Below are 16,781 nucleotides of genomic sequence, written 5' to 3'. Positions count from 1 at the left end.
CCAAACCAAAAGGCCCGACCAGTCCGGGGTATAAATCATAATTGGCACTGGCTTATCAAGCACCCTGTTGAGTTCTCAAAGAACAACCACACACCGAACAGCAACCCCGCTTCGCGGAGCGCCCCTCGGGGCAACCTCTCTAACCTACTCGGACCGACTTGCGTTGTCAACCCCGTTTCCGAGGTGATCAACGAAGTGAGATCCGGACCCACGTCGACGCACGCCGAAACCCGGCGGTCGTTGCTGTCGTGGGAAACCGCAGACCGGCCGATCGCCGCTTCGCGGCTATCCGCCCGGCTCCTGCCGGCCTCAGAACTCTACCCGGTCGGTTTCGCGTTCGCAACCCCGTGTTTCCCGGAGTGTTCCGCACCGCCCGATCTCAGTCTCGTTGGCGTTTCCGCCGCGAAGCCTGGCGCCCGTTCTCGGCCGGTTTGTCCGGCCTCCCCCGTGCAGAGAGAAAGTTACGCGGACAGCCCGGAGAAGGCAAATCAACGGCGGTCACTGTGGCTCCTCCGCCGGTCCTGGCACCCGACGGCCGCCCCGACCCGATCGCCCGATGTGGATAGGCCGGACGACAGTGCCGCGCGGATCGCCTGGGCGTGCCAGAGTGTCTGGCATGGATGACGTATCCCGGCCGCCGGCGACCCTCCTCGCCGAGGAAGCGCTGCTCGGGCTCCTCCTGCCGTTCTGGCAGCTGGTCATCGGCGCGTTCGTGCTCGTCGTCCTCGTCCTGTCGGTGGGCCGGTTGGCCCGGCGCGGCCGGTCCCGGATGACCACCGCGCTGCTGGTCACCGCCGCGGCGATCGCTGGCTTCGCCCTGGTGGGTGTCCTACTACAGGGCTGACCCGATGCCCGCTCGGCGCTGACGCAGTGCCGGCCCGGCGCTGCTGACGCGCCGCCCCCTGGGCGTGGACCCTGCCGGTGCCGGCCGACGGACGAATCAGAACCGCCGGTTGGCCAGGCTCGGCAACTCGGCACGGATGGTGGCGAGCCGCTCGAGATCCAGGTCCGCGAAGGCGACACCGGGCTCGTCGGGCACCTGAGTGAGCACCGTCCCCCAGGGGTCGACCACCATGCTGCGACCGAAGCAGGTCCGCCCCGGGTCGTGGTCGCCGATCTGGCCGGCCGCCAGCACGTAGCACTGGTTCTCGATCGCCCGGGCGCGTAGCAGCACCTCCCAGTGGTCCCGACCGGTGTGCAGCATGAAGGCGGCCGGCACCACCAGCACCTGGGCTCCACCCCCAGTGGCGAGCCGGCGGTAGAGCTCGGGAAAACGCAGGTCGTAGCAGATCGACAGGCCGACCCGGACGCCCTCCACGGTGATCGTCACCGGCTGGTCCCCCGGGGCCACCGTCGCCGACTCCCGATAGGACACCCGACCGGGGATCTCCACGTCGTACAGGTGGATCTTGCGATAGCTCGCGGCCAGCGCGCCGGCGCGGTCGAAGACCAGCGAGGTGTTCCAGGTGTGCTCCGGATCCGGCCCGGCCTCGTGGAACGACCCGGCGACCACCCAGATTCCCAGCCGGCGGGCTACGGCGGCGAAGAACTGGCCCACCTCACCGTCGACCGGCTCCGGGGCGGGCGATCCGGCCGCGGGGCCTAGGTAGTCGACGTACTCCGGCAGGACCGCGAGGTCCGCGCCACCGGCGGCGGCGCGCTCCAGCAACGACTCCGCGGCGGCGAGATTCGCCTTGCGGTCGTCCCGGGCGTTCAGCTGGCAGACGGCGACGCGCATGGAATTCAGCGTACGGGGGCGCGCGGCGCCGGGACAGCGTTGGCCAGGGACCGCCGGCGCGTGGCCGGGTGGACGCCGCCAGCAGCCGGCCGCGGCCGGGACGGCCGGGCCTGCTGCACGGCGGTCAGGCCGACTTCTCCTCGCGGTCGCGGCGGGCACGCCGGCCGGTGAACTCGCGGGGCACGATCGTCGGGTTGACGTTCTCGAGGACCACCTCACGGGTGATCAGCACCCGGGCGGCGTCGGGGTTGCTCGGCACCTCGTACATCACGGAGAGCAGCACTTCCTCCATGATCGCGCGGAGCCCACGGGCGCCGGTGCCGCGCAGCATCGCCTGGTCGGCGATCGCCTCCAGCGCAGGCTCTTCGAACTCCAGCTCGACGCCGTCCAGCTCGAAGAGGCGCTGGTATTGCCGGACCAGCGCGTTGCGCGGCTCGGTGAGGATCCGCACCAGCGCCTCACGGTCCAGGCTGCGCACGTTCGTGATCACCGGGAGCCGGCCGATGAACTCGGGGATCAGCCCGAACTTGAGCATGTCCTCCGGCATCACCTGGCTGAAGATGTCGTCGGTCGAGCGCTCGGAGACCGCCCGGAGCCGAGCGCCGAAGCCGGTGCCACCGTGGCCCGTACGCGCCTCGATGATCTGGTCCAGGCCGGCGAAGGCGCCACCGCAGATGAACAGCACGTTGGTGGTGTCGATCTGGATGAACTCCTGGTGCGGGTGTTTCCGGCCGCCCTGCGGCGGCACGTTCGCCACGGTGCCTTCCAGCATCTTGAGCAGCGCCTGCTGCACACCCTCGCCGGAGACGTCCCGGGTGATCGACGGGTTCTCCGACTTGCGGGCGATCTTGTCGACCTCGTCGATGTAGATGATGCCGGTCTCGGCGCGCTTGATGTCGTAGTCGGCGGCCTGGATCAGCTTGAGGAGGATGTTCTCGACGTCCTCACCGACGTAGCCGGCCTCCGTGAGCGCGGTGGCGTCGGCGATCGCGAACGGGACGTTGAGCATCCGGGCCAGGGTCTGCGCCAGGTGGGTCTTACCGCACCCGGTGGGGCCGAGCAGGAGGATGTTGGACTTGGCCAGCTCGACGGCGTCGCCGCCGGTGCCCGGCCCGCCGGCCGACTCGGCCTGGATCCGCTTGTAGTGGTTGTAGACCGCGACGGCGAGCGCCTTCTTGGCCTGGTCCTGCCCCACGACGTAGTTGTCGAGGAACTGGCAGATCTCCATCGGCTTGGGAAGCTCTTCCCACTTCACCTCGCCGGACTCGGCCAGCTCTTCCTCGATGATCTCGTTGCAGAGATCGATGCACTCGTCGCAGATGTAGACCCCGGGGCCCGCGATGAGCTTCTTGACCTGCTTCTGCGACTTGCCGCAGAACGAGCACTTGAGTAGGTCGCCGCCGTCACCGATCCGTGCCACCTACGTTCTCCCTGCACTCACCGGCCGGGGACCCGGCCATGACCTGCGGCGGCTACGCCCCGCCCGTCTCGTTCACCCCGCCAGGTCGTCCCAGCGAAGCGGTACAGACCCGACGTTACCCGCTGGCGGAGCTTTCTCCGACCCCCAAAACGGGTGTGTCAGAGGTCGGCCGGGATCAACGCCCCGGCCGACCTCCGACCCGGTACCGGTCAGCTGGCCGCGTTGGCGGCCAGCAGGCCCTTCTTGCGGCTGGTCAGGATCGTGTCGACCAGCCCGTACTCGCGGGACTCCTCGGCCGTCATGATCTTGTCACGGTCAATGTCCTTGCGGACCTTGTCGACCGGCTGGTTGCAGTGCCGGGAGAGCATCTCCTCCAGCTGGGTCCGCATCCGCAGGATCTCCCGGGCCTGGATCTCGATGTCCGAGCCCTGCCCGTAGCCGCCCTCGGTGGCCGGCTGGTGGATGATGATCCGCGAGTTCGGCAGCGCCATCCGCTTACCCGGCGTGCCGGCCGCGAGCAGCACCGCCGCGGCGCTGGCGGCCTGGCCGAGGCAGACGGTCTGGATGTCCGGCCGGACGTACTGCATGGTGTCGTAGATCGCCGTCATGGCGGTGAACGAGCCACCCGGCGAGTTGATGTACATGATGATGTCGCGGTCCGGGTCGGTGCCCTCGAGCGTCAGCAGCTGGGCCATCACGTCGTTGGCCGACGCGTCGTCCACCTGGACGCCGAGGAAGATGATCCGGTCCTCGAAGAGCTTGTTGTACGGGTTGGACTCCTTGACCCCGTACGACGTGCGCTCGACGAACGACGGCAGCACGTAGCGGTTGTGCACGGCCGCGAACTGGGGCGGCAAACTCAGGTCGGTCATCGTCAGCTCCTCAGCTCAGGGTCCCGGCACCTTCCGGAACCTGGGTGGCTCCGGTGATGACCTTGTCGATGAAGCCGTAGTCCACGGCCTCCTGGGCGGTGAACCAACGGTCGCGGTCCGAGTCGGCCTCGATCTGCTCGGGAGCCTGACCGGTGTGGTGCGCGACCCGCTCCTGGAACATCCGCTTGGTGTAGAGCATCTGCTCCGCCTGGATCGCGATGTCGGCGGCGGTGCCGCCCACGCCACCCGACGGCTGGTGCATCATGATCCGCGCGTGCGGCAGGGCGTAGCGCTTGCCCTTGGTGCCCGCGCAGAGCAGCAGCTGGCCCATCGAGGCGGCCATGCCCATCGCCACCGTCGAGACGTCGTTGTCGATGAACTGCATGGTGTCGTAGATCGCCATGCCGGAGTAGACCGAGCCACCCGGCGAGTTGATCCAGAGGTTGATGTCGCGGTCCGGGTCCTCCGCGGCGAGCAGCAGCAGCTGCGCGCAGATGCGGTTGGCGACCTGGTCGGTCACCTCGCTGCCCAGGAAGATGATCCGCTCCTTGAGCAACCGGTTGTAGACCGAGTCGTCGAGGTTGCCAATGTTGTCGCCACCTCGGGCATCGATCGCCCGGAGCGGCTTCGCTGGGATGTGCATGTCGGTCATGGCAGCCCTTCGCTCTCCGTACCGTCCTACCCGACCCTAACCGCTGGGCCGGGCAGCAGAGTCCCGGTCGTGGCACTGTTCGCTCTCAGCGCAGCCACCCTCGGGCCGTACCGAAAAAAGGGTTGTGGCCGCCGCCCGCCGGAACCGGCGGACGACGGCCTCACCCGACGATCAGTGCTCGTGGTTGTGCTCGGCCTCGTTGGCCGCGCGCAGCGCCTCGAGGGTGACCTCGTTGCCGGCGCTGTCCTTGATCGTGATCCGCTCCATCACCGAAGCGAGCGCCTTGCCGCGCCGGACGTCGCCGAAGACGGCGGCCGCCGCGCCCGAGCGCACCAGCTGGTCGTAGTACTGCTGCGGGGCCATCCCGGCGCGCTGGGCCCGGTGCACGATCTCGTGGCCGAACTCGTCGTCGGAGACCTGGACGTCCTCGGCGTCGGCCAGGGTGTCCAGCAGCAGCTGGACCTTGACCCCCTCGGTCGCCGCCTCGGTCAGCTCGGCGTCGATCTGCTCCTCGGTCTTCTCCTCCGAGGCGAGGTAGTCCTCCAGGGTGGCGCCGATCCGCTCCAGCTGGTCGATCATGGCCTGCTTGCGGCTGTCGACCTCCTCGCGGACGACCCCCTCCGGCGCCGGCACCTCGGCGGCGGCGACCAGCTGCTCCAGGGCCTTGTCCCGGGCGGCGTAGATCTGCTCGACCTGCTTGCCCCGGCTGACCCGCTCGCGCAGGTCGTTGCGGAGCTCCTCGATCGTGTCGAACTCGCTCGCCATCTGGGCGAAGTCGTCGTCGAGCTCCGGCAGCTCCTTCTCCTTGACCGTGCGCACGGTCACCGCCACCTCGGCGTCCCGGCCGGCGAAGTCGCCGCCGACGAGCTGGGTGGTGAAGGTGGTGGTGTCGCCGGCCGCAAGGCCCTCCACGGCCTCGTCCAGACCCGGCAGAAGCTGCTTGCTGCCGACCTCGTGCGAGATGTTGCTCGCCGAGCCGCCCGGCACGTCCTCGCCGTCGACCGTGGCGTTCAGGTCGATCTGGACGTAGTCGCCCTCCTGGGCGGCGCGCTCGACGGTCTTCAGGGTCGCGAACCGCTCACGCAGGTTCTTCACCTGCTCGTCGATCTCGCTCTCGTCGATCTGCAGCTCGTCCACGGTCACCTCGACGGTGGCCAGGTCGGGCAGGGTGATCTCCGGGCGGACGTCGACCTCGGCCGTGAAGTTGAGGGAGTCACCGTCGTTGAACTCGGTGATCTCGACCTCGGGGCGACCGAGCGTCTTCAGGTCGTGCTCGCGGACGGCGGCCAGGATGTTCTCCGGGATGGCGTCCTGCACGGCCTCGTTGAGGACGGTGCCCCGGCCCACCCGCTGGTCGATGACGGCGGTCGGCACCTTGCCCCGGCGGAAGCCGGGAACCTGGACCTGCGAGCCGATCTCCCGGTACGCCTTCCTGAGGCTCGGCTCGAGCTCGACGAACGGCACCTCGATGGCGAGCCGAACGCGCGTCGGGCTCAGAGTCTCGACGGTGCTCTTCACAGGCGTACTCCTTGACGGATCTCAGTTGAGTCTGGGCGTGATTCAGCCCATCGAGTGTAGGCGAGCCGGTCGGGCGCTCCGGCAGCGCCCGGGGACCGCGCGGGAAAAATCGGCGGCGCCCCGGACGACCCGGCTGCGGACGACAGTCGGGGTGGCGGGATTTGAACCCACGGCCCCTCGCTCCCAAAGCGAGTGCGCTACCAAGCTGCGCCACACCCCGTGGCGACGAGAAGTGTATGCCGTCGCACCCCGGCCCGGGCCCCGGGGCACCACCAACCCGACACATCGCCCGCTTTCCCCCGCCGGTGGCGCCCCCTCGGCGCGGCCTCGCGCCCCGCCGGTTGGAGGCCGCAACTTCCGGGATGTTGTGGCCTCCCCCGCCTCCCCAAGCCCCAACATCCCGGAAAGTGCGTGGATCTTGGCGGGCCGGCGCGCGGCGCGGCGCGCGGGGGGACACGACTGCGTGCGGAGCGAGGGCATTGGGTACGCTGTGCGCGTCCCGGGTGTGTCGGGGCGTACGCGGGCGTAGCTCAATGGCAGAGCTTCAGTCTTCCAAACTGACGGTGCGGGTTCGATTCCCGTCGCCCGCTCCACCGGGTCTCCGGCCCAGATCAGAGGCTGCATCCCCTGATCCTGGGCCGATCGGCCACTCCCCCCTTCGATCTTGCGGGCCATCCGTCGGCCATTAGCTGCTCTGGCCGCCCTTGCCCGGGTCTGCCGGGCGATCCGCCGGTCCATGGCCGATGCGCGGGCCGATGGCAGGCCCGGTATGTGGGCCCGGAGGGATTGACCCGGACCGCCACGATCGCCCAGGTCTACGCCCTGGCCGACGGGATGCCTGTTCGGTTCTCGGCGCCCGTTGTGGCTTGGCTGGATCAGCTCGTAGGCCGCCGCCGTGCAGCTTTGTCGCAACCTGCCACAACCGAAGCGGGTCCCCGGCCACTCTCAATGTTGGTGGGAGGCTGGGTTGCGGAGTGAACGAGAGTACGTCGAGTACATCCAGGCGCGGATGCCGTGGCTGCGACGGCTGGCGTACCGGCTGTGCGGGCAGTGGTCGGCCGCTGACGACCTGGTGCAGGAGTGCCTCGTCGCGCTGTACCAGCATTGGCGCAAGGCAACGGCTGCGGACTCCCTCGACGCGTACGTCCGGGCGATGCTGGTGCACGTCTACCTGGCCGAGCGGAAGCGGTCCTGGAGCCGCCGGGTGTGGCCCGTGGCCGACGTGATCGGGCCCCCGGTAGCGCCGCTGGCTGGTGCCGAACTCCGCGTCGACCTCCTGGCCGCGCTCGCGAAGCTGTCCCGCGGGCAACGGGCGGTGCTGGTGCTGCGGTTCTGGGAGGACCTCGACGTTGCGCAGACCGCGGCGGCGCTGGGCTGCTCGACGGGCACCGTGAAGAGCCAGACCTCGCACGCCATCACGGCGCTGCGCCGCCTGCTGCCGAACTACGTGCCGGGAGGATCGGACACGCCATGAGAGACCTGTTCGCCACCCTGCCGGACGATCCGCCGCCGCTGCCGCCCGGCTACCTGGAGGCCGTGCTCACCCGAGGCCGCCGCTCGATCCGCCGCCATCGGATCGCGACCGCAGCGGTATGGGCAGTCGTCGTGCTCGTCCTGACCGTCCTGGTCGTGCCCGGCCTCCCGTTGCCCGTCCGGCCGGCGGCCCCGTCCACGAAGCCAAGCCTGCCAGACCGCTTCGCCGGGTACTCGATGCTCACCAGCACCGTCACGTCGGCTCCGCCCGGCCGCGCGATCGCCCTCTACGGTTCCGGCAACGGCGAGTGGCTCAACAGTTTCCAACCGCTCGTCGTCGGGGCCGATGGGGACACGTACCGGCGGGTCGACGCCATGGAGGAGCGGGACCGCCCCTCGGCGCTACTTTCCCCGGACGGCACCCGCGTGCTGCTCGGCGACGAACGAGGCGCGACCGGCGACCTGATCCTCGTCGACCTGACCACCGGCAAGCGCCGGTCGATTCCGCTCGGTGACCCGGTCGGCGTACGGCTGCTGGCCTGGTCTCCCGACGGACGCCACGTCGCGTTCAGCGCCGCGCCCCTCACCAACTCCGGAGAGTTCGGCACCGTCAACGTCGTCGAGGCCGAGGTGGCTCGCACCGGCACGCTGCGGCTGCTCGACCTGTCGACCGGGCGCAGCACCGAGGTGCCGGCGATCAAGCCGGCATGGACGGCGGCGTTCGCGCCAGACAGTCGCCGGATCGCCGTGCAGGTCGGCCAGGTGGCCCACCTCATCGACCTCGACGGTCGCGAGCACGGCAGCGTCCAGATTCCGAGTGGACGCGAGTTGGCCGCCGCGGTCGGCTGGTCGCCGGACGGAAGGTTCCTCGCTACCGTGCCGTGGGTGTACGACGGCCCGCTCAACGGCACCACCGGTGGCGACACTGGCCGCCACGGCACCTTCCTGTGGAAGGTCGGCGACGTCACGTTCGTGCCCGTCACGGGCAGCGGCACACCACTGGCATCAGTCCCCGACGTCGTGCAACTGCTCGGCTGGCGCTCGATGGGCAGTGTGGTCGTCGCGACCACCAACGCCGCAGGTCACGTGTCACTGGCCGAGGTGCAACTCGGCGCCGGCACCCGCCGGACCCTGGCCCGCTTCGACACCGGTAGCACCTGCGAGCTCGGCACCGAGAGCTGCCAGCTTTTCGACCTTCACCTCGCCACCGGCCTGCTGCCCGACCTGACCGTCCGCGACGCCGGTCGCGCCCAGCGCGGGCCCTGGCCAATGCTCCTCAACGCCGTCATCGGCGTCGTCGTCCTCGGCACCGCGTACTTGCTATGGCGCCGAACACATCCATCGACGCAGCCCCGAGCCGGGAATAGAACAGCTTCCTCCTAGCCACGAGGCGCCCGAGCCGCGCGGTCCGCCACGATCAGCGAGCCCGCTTCCCGGATACAGCCTGTCACCCCGTCGCCCCAGGCGAGGCGTTACAGAGTGCGTCGATGGGCTCGTGCCAAGCGCCTACTTCAACCGGCGTGGTGAGCTCGGCGGATTGCTGGTCGGGGGTCTGCACCGAGAATCGCATCGGCAGAGGATTCGGGCTGGCCATGCGGCAATCAACCATCAGCCGGACGTCTATCCCGCCTGTGCTGCCCGGGAGCAACAACAGTGACTGGCCGGTGTCGCGTACCAGCACGCCCGTCTCCTGAGCTCCAGCGAAACGAACCATGACCGGTATGGAACCAGCATTAACCACCGTCAACTGGGCGTCCACCTCGGCATTCCCGTCGCGTCCGTTACCCCCGCTGGTTGGGCCGGCCATGGCGTCGACCGCGACCGTGGCCGACTGTGCCTGTTGTTCGCGGCGTTCCTGGAACTTGGCAACACCGACACCGCCAAGCGCCACACCGAGAGCGAAGGTACCGACGAGGTACAGCGCCACACGTGGTCTAGACAGCACGCGCTCACCCCGACTCTCGTCCGATCCTGCAGGACCACCCTCTCTCTGATCCAGGTCGATGAACCCATGCTCTGTTGCCACGCCAAAAGCATAGGGCCGACCTGTCCAACGCCGTCCTCGTCACCGGTCCGCATCCAGTCCGCAAGAGGCCGACGGACAGCAGGAGAAGTGTGAGACGTCGCAAAGAATTTCCGCTGCTGGGACCCGATACCCAGGTCGTCATGGCGGTCAGCTTGACCTCATATATGTAGGTCATCCGTGCCATCCGCGTGCCAGTAGCGCGTACCCCCTACGGCGGATAGACCGCGTGACCGCGGCACCTGGGCGTTCCGTTCCGGCGGGTCCGAATCTGGCTTGGCGTCGACGTACGCCGGCGTCAGCGATGCGACTGCCGCATGAGCCAGGTGGGCACGGGCTCGGCGAAGGCGTGCACCACGTCCCAGCCGGCGCGGCGGTACACCTCGACGTTGTCGGGGTTGCTGGTCTCCAGGATCGCCGGCAGGCCGTCTGCGGCGGCGCGGTCCAGTCCCATCTTCATGACGGCGTGGCCCCACCGGCGGCCGGCCTTGTCAGGGTGCGTACCCAACACCCCGAGGTACCAGAACGGCGCGGCCGGCAGTGCGGAGTGCACCGCCTCGTCGTAGCCGCGGACGCGGGCCAACACGTCGGCGGGAAGGTGGGCGGCGAGATCGTCGTCCGGCCACTCGTTCTCGGCGGCGGGTGGTTCCCAGATCGCGACCGACGCGCCGTGCTCGATCGTCCAGATCGTTCCCTTGTGCACCCGCTTGTCGAAGAGGTGCCCGAAGAAGGCGGCGGCGTACCGCGGATAGGTCGCCTCGTCGGGGAACAGGTACCGCAGGACGGGATCCTTGGTGAAGGCGGCGACCAGCGAGGTGATGACCTGTGCACGGTCTTCCGGGGTGGCGACGGTGATCTCGGGCGCTGTCACAGCGGAAACCTATCTCAGGCCGTCGCATCACCAGGGCCACCCGGCGAGCCGGGGCCGGCCCCATCGGCTTCATAGTGGGCCAGGTCGCGGGCAAGTTCGCCGACCAGCACCGTGGGCCGGCGCCGCAGCCACCACCGGTCGGTCACGCCGAACGGCCAGAAGGCCGCACCGTCGTCGACGGTCACCTCGCGAAACTTCTCATCCAGCTCATCCACGATGCCTTGCCAGTTCGCCCGCACGGGCTCGGTGAGCAGGGGCAGCGCCTGTTCGATCCATTCGCGGCAGGACAGGTCGTTGCGGTACTCGTCCACACCCCAGTCATAGCCTGCACGGATCTCCTCGATCAGTCCCGACCACCCTTCCACCGTCTGCGGAAGGCTGCGGACCGTTCGCCAGCCCCTTTCGCGCAGCGCTTCCCCTACGCGTAAGGCGGATTGGTAGTCCTCGCGGCTGAGGTTCAGACTCTCCACCTGCCCCATCATGCCTCCGTCGGTCACGGATCCAGCTTGGTCTCCCTCAGCCAGCACAGGAACGCCCCCATCCGCTCGTCGCTCCATCGTTGGCGTCCCGAGGGCCAGCCGTTTCACCGGACGCGCCGGCCGGCGAATAATCGGCTGCTCCGCCCGGCCGGCGCGGGCGAGAATCCGGCACATGTCCCAGGCCACGCTGCGAACCAGCCGGATCCATCTCGTCCCGCTCTCCGACGAGCACCTCGACGACGAGGTCGAGCTCGACGCCGACCCTGAGGTGATGCGCTACCTCGGCCCGGCGCGTACCCGTGCGGAGGTGCAGGCCCTGCACCGGCGGCGGCTCGCGGCCGCGCAGCAGGTGCCCGGTCTGGGTTTCTGGGCCGGTCTCGTCGACGGGGCGTTCGTCGGTTGGTGGATCCTCGAACCGCCGGAGCGCGCCGACCAGAGCCCGGTCGAGGGGCAGGCCGAACTCGGCTACCGGCTGCTGCGCCGGTACTGGCGCCGGGGCCTGGCCAGCGAGGGGGCCCGCGAGCTGGTCCGGCACGGCTTCGAGGATCTCGGCCTGACCCGGATCTTCGCCGAGACCATGACGGTCAACACCCCGTCGCGAGCCACCATGGCCTCGGTCGGGCTGCGGTATGTCCGCACGTTCCATCTCGACTTCGACGACCCGCTGCCGGGCACCGAGCTCGGCGAGGTCGAGTACGCGCTGACCCGGCAGGAGTGGCTCGCCCACCGGGCGGAGGCCGCCGACCGCCCCTGACGCCGTTGGCCGCCGCCGACGACTGCGGCCGCGGTCGTCGGCCGCAACGTCGATCAGGCGTGGTCGTTGGGGGCCGGACCGGTGCCGATGCTCAGCCGGTAGATCCAGGCCGGGTACCGCACCCGCTGGGCGCCGCCGGCCAGGCCCGGCGTCCGGTGCAGCTGCGCGGCGGGCAGCCAGAGATCACCCCCGGCGTCGACCCACATGGCATCCACCCAGACCAGCCGGGGATCGGCGATCAACGTCGTCACCGCGCGTTCCGGCGAGATGGCGAGGATCCTCCGCCGTTCGACGTCACTCAGGTAGATCGTGCCGGCCGCGTCGATCGCGGTGCCGCCGGTCGTCGGGGTGTCCAGCCAGGGCTCGACCTGCGCGGCCACCGTCTCGGGGGCGACCGTCGGGTCGTCCAGCCAGCGGGTCTCGATCCGGGACAGGCCGCCGGAGGCCGGCTGGTAGTAGAGGTACCGCCCGTCCGGCGACACCTCCAGTTGGTCGGCGTGCAGGACGACCTCGGCGCCGTCCGGACCGTGCAGCACCTCGCCGTCGGCGATCAACCGTCGGCCCACCGTGCTCGGGTGCCCGTCGAGCACCCGGCGGGCCGCGCCGGTCGCCAGGTCGAGCACGATCAACCCCGGCGCCCCGGCGTCGGTCAGGTAGCCGGTGCCGCCGTTGAACCGGACGTCGTCGACGTAGCTGGTCCCGACGACCGCGGCGGTCAGGTCGTAGATCCGGGTCACCTGCGCGGTTGCCGGGTCCGCGACGATCAGCCGGGCGCCGCCGGGCACCTGCGGCTGGCCGGGCCCCGGCGCGCCCGCGTCGATGATCCACAGCCGCCCGTCCGGCCCGGCCCGCAGGCCGTTGACGTTGACGTACGCCCCGTCGCCGTGGGCCGCGTTCCAGGACGCGTCCGGCCAGGGCTCCCGCCGGCCGTCCGGGAGCGCCTCGGCGACCTTAACTCCCGGCTCGTCAGCGCCGGGGAAGCTCAGGAAGATCCGTCCGCCGACGGTGGTGACGCCGGTGCAGACCCGGTCGTTGGCGAGCACCGGCGTCAGGCGCGGGTCTTCCCGGGTGGGCAGGGCGGACATGGCGCTCCTTCGCGGCTACCGGGTCGGTGACGGCAGCGCGCGTTCCCCGGCCCCACCCTTCGAAACACCGCCACCGGAAGCCGACTGCTTGACAGTTGTCGATCTGTGCACTGGTGTGGGTAGCACCCGTGACATCGATGTCCGTCAGGAGGGCACATGATCGTCCGACGACGGTGGACGGCTGCCGCCACCACAGCGATCCTGCTCAGCGCGGTGCTGTCCCATCCCGGCTCCGGCGCGGCCGCGCCAGCCGCACCACCACCCACGGTCACCCTGGCCAGCGGCGAGACCGCGGTGATCCGGGTCCAGCTGCGCGACCAGGCGCAGCTCGACCAGCTCGTCGCCCGCGGCGCCGACCTCGCCAACCGGCCCCGCTCCGCGGACGGGCGGGTCCTCGCCGACCTGGTGCTGACCGGCGCACAGCTCGCCGAGCTGACCGCGCAGGGCGCCACCGCGCTGCGGGTGGTGCAGCGCGAGGGCGACGGCGCCCGACACCTGGCGGAGAGCGTCCGCGCCGCGCAGCAGCGCACCGCCGCCGGCCTGCGGGCCCCGACCGCAGGGCAGCGTACGGCCGGTGCCGCGGCGGCCGTGGACACCCTGCACTTCCTTCAGGCGTACTGGTGGAGCACCGGGGGCCAGACCTTCGTGCAGACCCAGGTGGCGACGACCGCCACCGACGACCCGGACGTGGAGATCACGGTCAACTGGCGCACCGCCGACGGGGCGACGGGTTCCTTCCCGCTGTTCCGGTTCGAGGACTCCGGCGAGTACCAGTACCACTACGCGCTCCCCCAGCCGGTGCCGAACCGGCCGGTGCAGGTGACCGCGACGTCCAGCCTCGGCGGGGTCAGCCGGGTCGTCACCCCGGCACCCTGGCCGAGCGCCACCCCGCCGCCGCTGCCCGCCGGCTACCAGAAGGACTTCATCGACGCCTACCTCACCCCGGTCGACATCCAGGCCCGGATCAAGCGGCTCGCCCGCCAGTACCCGGGGTTGGTCGACGTGATCGACCTTCCGCACCGCACCCAGGGCTACCGGCGGACCGCGGTGGCGTACCTCGGCGATCCGGCCGCCGCGGCCGTCGTGGTCGAGTCGGTGCGCTTCGGCGACCAGGGCATGAACGGCGTCCAGGTGCGTACCGTCGACCCGGGTCGACCGGGTCGCGCCCTGACGGTCGGTTACCGGGACCGGGTCATGACCGTCTCGTTGGCCACCGACGGAGCCGGCAAGATCACCAGCAGCACCGACGACGTCGCCGCCGCGATCAGCAGCCGGTTCCCGAACCGGTTCCGGGCCTTCGTCGAGGAGGGCTCGGCCGGCCTGCCGATGCCGGTCGTCAGCCCGGTCCGGCTCGACGACGGGCTGCGGGGCGCGGAGGTGCCGACCCGAGCGTGGACCGTGCAGGCGCTGCGCATCGGCGTGCACCGGGACGGTTCCCGGGTCGGCGTGCTGGCGTACTCCCAGGAGCATGCCCGGGAGTGGGCGACGCCGCTGGTCACGCTGGAGTTCGCGGAGCGGATGCTGGCCAACGCCCACACCGACCCGGCCACCCGGGAGTTGCTGGAGCAGGTGGACATCTTCGTCATCCCGACGGTGAACCCGGACGGCGCGAACTACTCCTTCCACGACTACAACTTCCAGCGCAAGAACCTGGTCAACCACTGCGCGGGCGCCAACCGTGACCCGCGCTACCGCGACTCGTGGGGGGTGGACCTGAACCGCAACTACACCGTCGGCTCGCACTTCGACGGGTACGTGGGCGCGAGCAGCAACTGCCTCTCCGGCACCTACGCCGGGACCAGTGAGCTCTCCGAGGCGGAGAGCCGCAACGTCATCGCGCTCGCCCAGGCGCACTCGAACATCCGGTTCGCGATGAACGTGCACTCCTACGGCGGGTACTTCATGTGGCCGCCGGGGGCGTACCGGGCCGACGGGCGGGTCACGCTGCCCCGGCCGTCGATCGACGAGTCGACGCTCTTCCTGAACAGCGCCCGGCGGATCGTCGGCGCCATCGCCCAGGAGCGCGGCACGGTCACCTGGCCGTCGCAGACCGGACCGGTCGCGGACGTGCTCTACTCGGCCGCCGGCAACTCGGCGGACCAGCTCTACTACGAGCTCGGCATCTTCGCCTGGGACTTCGAGGTGGGCAACGACCGCTGGAACCCGGTCACCGCCGAGTGGGAGGGGGTCGGCTTCCAGCCGCCGTTCGATGAGGCGCACGGCGAATCCCAGGAGTACGCCGGCGGTCTGGTGGAGATGGTCCGGGTCGCCCGCGACTGGGCCGCCGCCCAGGCCGCCGGCTGACCGCCCGTGACCCGGCCGCCCGATCGGCGGCCGGGTCAGCGCCACCGGTCACCCGCCGAGGCGGTAGCGGCGGGTGACCGGTCCGGGGACGTCCGTTTTGCGCCGAGGCGACCCGGGTACGGGCATCGGCATGGACACGAACAGCACAGCGCACCTGGCCGGCGGGCCTCGGGACGGCAGCACCCACGACGCGGGCGGTGCCGCCCTCGTGGAGCTGGAGATCGACGGCCTGTTCCATCGCTACATCCGGACCACCAAGCAGCACGGCGAGGGCGGGACGATCTACAACTACGACGGCGTGGTCGCGCCGGACGGCGGCGAGCCCGGCGTGGAGGACCCGGCCGCCCGGGTCGCCTCGCCGCGCGCCGACGCCGAGGGGCACGGCGGCACGCACTGACCGCCGGAGGGTTCAACCGGACCGGCCGGCCGCGGATGAACCGCGGCCGGCCGGGTAAGCAGCCCGGCCTGGTGGAGAACGACCGGCGTCGCGGCCGTACCCGCGACCGGGCGCGCGGGCGGGCGGCGGTGGCCGGCCCGCCCGGGCGTACCGCCGTCAGCGGCCGGTGATCCAGTTCCAGGCCGACATGACCCACTCGGTCTGCTGGAGCCAGGCGACCCCCAGGCCGGCCAGGAAAACCGCGGTGACCAGGTGCGCGCCCCGGGCGCTGCGCCGGACCCGACCCAGCTGACGCTCGAGGACCACCCGCCCGACCAGCCGGGAGAGCGCGAAGAGCCCGACCGCGACCAGCAGGCTCAACACGAAGATCAGCAGCGGCGCGGTCAGGTCGCCCCGCCCGGAGATCGCCCAGATCCCCCAGCAGACGAAGGCGAAGAGCCCGCCCGCGGCGCTCCACTCGCCGCCGCGCCGCAGCTGGGCCAGGTGCCAGCTCATCGGCCGGCGAGGCGTGGGCCCCTCCGGCCAGCCGGTCCCGGTGGGCTCCTGCCCCACCACGGGGAAGGGCTCGGTGCGCGGCGTCCGCGGCTGCCCGACCGGGGCGACGCCCCGGCGGAACCCGTCCCGCTGCGGTGGCACCCCGACACCGGGCTGCGGCGGCACCTCGACGGTCCGCTCCGCCCAGGGCTGTGTCTGGTCCGCCATCTCTCGTTCCTCCCCCTGACCGACGGCACCACCGTCCGCCGTCTGTTTCCGAGGGTAGCCACCCGGCAAATCGGTCGCCGAGTCCGGCACCGCCCGAGCGGTGCCGCCGACGCGCGGCGGCGACGGGGGTACGGTCGGCTGATGGGTGATGCGGAGCGACGGCGACGGCGGCTGCGGCACCACGCCGAGGGTGACCCGGCGACCCGGGGCACCGACGGGCACTCGGTCAGCACGGCCGGGGTGCACGACGGTGCCGAGCCGCCCCGACGCCGCGGGCCGGCCGACGACCGGGACGGCGAGCGCGGGCTGCGCGGCCTGGTCGGCTCGGGGTCGTCACAGGTGGGGCTGAGCGCCGCCCTGCGCGCCCGGGACGCCGCCCGGCCCGGCGAGGAGGACCTCGCCGCGGCCGAGGCCCGGGTGGTGGTGGTCCGGCGCAACTGGGTGCCCCGCGAGGAACTGCCCCGCTCGCCGCGCTGACCGCCGCCCGGCACCC

General features: G+C 70.9%; 17 protein-coding genes and 2 tRNA genes. 8 read left to right on the top strand and 11 right to left on the bottom strand.

The window, feature by feature from the left end; translation table 11 throughout:
- Window positions 1-616: 616 nt before the first annotated feature.
- Window positions 617-844, top strand: coding sequence for a hypothetical protein (locus ACIBBA_RS28455; RefSeq protein ID WP_396701197.1), 228 nt, complete (start codon window positions 617-619; stop codon window positions 842-844).
- Window positions 845-940: 96 nt separating this feature from the next.
- Here the strand turns inward: ACIBBA_RS28455 and ACIBBA_RS28450 are convergent, their stop codons facing one another.
- The 6 genes from ACIBBA_RS28450 to ACIBBA_RS28425 all read right to left on the bottom strand — a co-directional run bounded on the left by ACIBBA_RS28450 (window position 941) and on the right by ACIBBA_RS28425 (window position 6,420).
- Window positions 941-1,738 (bottom strand): carbon-nitrogen hydrolase family protein, encoded by a 798-nt coding sequence (locus ACIBBA_RS28450; RefSeq protein ID WP_396701196.1) that lies wholly within the window; start codon window positions 1,736-1,738, stop codon window positions 941-943.
- A 124-nt stretch (window positions 1,739-1,862) separates the two neighbouring features.
- Entirely contained in the window at window positions 1,863-3,158 is a 1,296-nt protein-coding gene (gene clpX, locus ACIBBA_RS28445; RefSeq protein WP_350872104.1) for an ATP-dependent Clp protease ATP-binding subunit ClpX, read from the bottom strand.
- A 209-nt stretch (window positions 3,159-3,367) separates the two neighbouring features.
- Window positions 3,368-4,030, bottom strand: coding sequence for an ATP-dependent Clp protease proteolytic subunit (locus ACIBBA_RS28440; RefSeq protein ID WP_091595842.1), 663 nt, complete (start codon window positions 4,028-4,030; stop codon window positions 3,368-3,370).
- A 10-nt stretch (window positions 4,031-4,040) separates the two neighbouring features.
- Window positions 4,041-4,682 (bottom strand): ATP-dependent Clp protease proteolytic subunit, encoded by a 642-nt coding sequence (locus ACIBBA_RS28435; protein ID WP_350872100.1) that lies wholly within the window; start codon window positions 4,680-4,682, stop codon window positions 4,041-4,043.
- A gap of 171 nt (window positions 4,683-4,853) precedes the next feature.
- Window positions 4,854-6,200, bottom strand: coding sequence for a trigger factor (gene tig, locus ACIBBA_RS28430; RefSeq protein ID WP_396701193.1), 1,347 nt, complete (start codon window positions 6,198-6,200; stop codon window positions 4,854-4,856).
- Between the two features lie 146 nt (window positions 6,201-6,346).
- Window positions 6,347-6,420: transfer RNA gene (locus tag ACIBBA_RS28425), tRNA-Pro, on the bottom strand.
- Window positions 6,421-6,719: 299 nt separating this feature from the next.
- Between ACIBBA_RS28425 and ACIBBA_RS28420 the strand changes: the two genes are divergently transcribed.
- From ACIBBA_RS28420 to ACIBBA_RS28410, 3 genes are all read left to right on the top strand, one after another.
- Window positions 6,720-6,793: transfer RNA gene (locus ACIBBA_RS28420), tRNA-Gly, on the top strand.
- A gap of 374 nt (window positions 6,794-7,167) precedes the next feature.
- On the top strand, window positions 7,168-7,674 hold the full coding sequence (locus tag ACIBBA_RS28415) for a SigE family RNA polymerase sigma factor (protein ID WP_396701191.1): 507 nt from the start codon (window positions 7,168-7,170) through the stop codon (window positions 7,672-7,674).
- On the top strand, window positions 7,671-9,056 hold the full coding sequence (locus ACIBBA_RS28410; protein ID WP_396701189.1) for a hypothetical protein: 1,386 nt from the start codon (window positions 7,671-7,673) through the stop codon (window positions 9,054-9,056). The genes ACIBBA_RS28415 and ACIBBA_RS28410 overlap by 4 nt, the downstream gene beginning before the upstream one ends.
- 64 nt (window positions 9,057-9,120) lie before the next feature.
- On the opposite strand, the gene ACIBBA_RS28405 is transcribed toward ACIBBA_RS28410, so the two are convergent.
- The 3 genes from ACIBBA_RS28405 to ACIBBA_RS28395 all read right to left on the bottom strand — a co-directional run bounded on the left by ACIBBA_RS28405 (window position 9,121) and on the right by ACIBBA_RS28395 (window position 11,064).
- Window positions 9,121-9,699 (bottom strand): hypothetical protein, encoded by a 579-nt coding sequence (locus ACIBBA_RS28405; RefSeq protein WP_396701187.1) that lies wholly within the window; start codon window positions 9,697-9,699, stop codon window positions 9,121-9,123.
- A gap of 295 nt (window positions 9,700-9,994) precedes the next feature.
- Window positions 9,995-10,567, bottom strand: coding sequence for an N-acetyltransferase (locus tag ACIBBA_RS28400; protein WP_396701185.1), 573 nt, complete (start codon window positions 10,565-10,567; stop codon window positions 9,995-9,997).
- Between the two features lie 14 nt (window positions 10,568-10,581).
- On the bottom strand, window positions 10,582-11,064 hold the full coding sequence (locus ACIBBA_RS28395) for a hypothetical protein (RefSeq protein ID WP_396701183.1): 483 nt from the start codon (window positions 11,062-11,064) through the stop codon (window positions 10,582-10,584).
- 154 nt (window positions 11,065-11,218) lie between these two features.
- Here ACIBBA_RS28395 and ACIBBA_RS28390 point away from each other — a divergent pair, with 154 nt between their 5' ends.
- Window positions 11,219-11,800 carry a GNAT family N-acetyltransferase gene (locus ACIBBA_RS28390; protein ID WP_396701181.1) on the top strand — a complete coding sequence of 194 codons (582 nt, stop codon included), beginning with the start codon at window positions 11,219-11,221 and terminating at the stop codon, window positions 11,798-11,800.
- 53 nt (window positions 11,801-11,853) lie between these two features.
- Here ACIBBA_RS28390 and ACIBBA_RS28385 read toward each other — a convergent pair whose 3' ends face one another.
- Window positions 11,854-12,885: an L-dopachrome tautomerase-related protein gene (locus ACIBBA_RS28385; RefSeq protein WP_396701179.1), complete on the bottom strand. Its 1,032-nt coding sequence runs from the start codon at window positions 12,883-12,885 to the stop codon at window positions 11,854-11,856.
- Between the two features lie 156 nt (window positions 12,886-13,041).
- Between ACIBBA_RS28385 and ACIBBA_RS28380 the strand changes: the two genes are divergently transcribed.
- The gene (locus ACIBBA_RS28380; RefSeq protein WP_396701177.1) at window positions 13,042-15,189 is read left to right on the top strand and encodes a M14 family zinc carboxypeptidase; all 2,148 of its coding nucleotides are present in this window, start codon (window positions 13,042-13,044) and stop codon (window positions 15,187-15,189) included.
- Window positions 15,190-15,319: 130 nt separating this feature from the next.
- Window positions 15,320-15,586: a hypothetical protein gene (locus ACIBBA_RS28375; RefSeq protein WP_396701175.1), complete on the top strand. Its 267-nt coding sequence runs from the start codon at window positions 15,320-15,322 to the stop codon at window positions 15,584-15,586.
- A 156-nt stretch (window positions 15,587-15,742) separates the two neighbouring features.
- Here ACIBBA_RS28375 and ACIBBA_RS28370 read toward each other — a convergent pair whose 3' ends face one another.
- A complete protein-coding gene (locus tag ACIBBA_RS28370) occupies window positions 15,743-16,288 on the bottom strand; it encodes a hypothetical protein (RefSeq protein WP_396701173.1) in 546 nt (181 codons plus the stop codon).
- Between the two features lie 141 nt (window positions 16,289-16,429).
- Here ACIBBA_RS28370 and ACIBBA_RS28365 point away from each other — a divergent pair, with 141 nt between their 5' ends.
- Window positions 16,430-16,765 carry a hypothetical protein gene (locus ACIBBA_RS28365; protein WP_396701171.1) on the top strand — a complete coding sequence of 112 codons (336 nt, stop codon included), beginning with the start codon at window positions 16,430-16,432 and terminating at the stop codon, window positions 16,763-16,765.
- Window positions 16,766-16,781: the final 16 nt, after the last annotated feature.

Origin of the sequence: Micromonospora sp. NPDC051006 (genome assembly GCF_044456245.1) — a bacterium.
Classification (GTDB): domain Bacteria; phylum Actinomycetota; class Actinomycetes; order Mycobacteriales; family Micromonosporaceae; genus Micromonospora.
Note: the sequence above shows the minus strand (reverse complement) of the source record. Positions and strands in the feature narration are given on the sequence as shown.